1 protein-coding gene is annotated in these 408 nt (G+C 65.9%); it reads right to left on the bottom strand.

Translation table 11 applies throughout. The features are described 5' to 3' along the window. The coding region (locus G8767_RS35350; RefSeq protein WP_166814305.1) for an FAD-dependent oxidoreductase at window positions 1-408 on the bottom strand (408 nt) is incomplete at both ends.

Genomic DNA, 408 nt, shown 5'->3' with positions numbered 1-408 from the left:
CACCGACGGCGGATGCGACTCGTTTCACCGAACCGCGGCGGATGTCGCCCGCCGCGAACAGGCCGGGCAGGCTGGTTTCGAGCGTCCTGGACAGGCCGCCGTTGATTGGCAGGCTGCCGTCCGCTCGTGCGTGGATCGCGTCCACACCGGTGAGGACGAAGCCGTGGTCGTCGAGTGCGATCGCGTCGGCAAGCCACCCTGTGTGCGGTACTGCCCCGATGAAGACGAACAGGGCGCGCACCCGAATCGTGTCCTGGTCGCCGGTGCGATTGTCCTCGACCGCAATTGCTTCGAGGTATTTCTCGCCGTGGACCGCACGAATCTCGGTGTGCCGGTGCACGGTGACCCGCGGATGGTGTTCGATCTGGTCGACCAGGTATCGGGACATGCTCTTCCCGAGGTCATCGC

Source organism: Rhodococcus sp. IC4_135 (genome assembly GCF_011602025.1).
Lineage (GTDB): Bacteria > Actinomycetota > Actinomycetes > Mycobacteriales > Mycobacteriaceae > Rhodococcus_F > Rhodococcus_F baikonurensis.
Note: the sequence above shows the minus strand (reverse complement) of the source record. Positions and strands in the feature narration are given on the sequence as shown.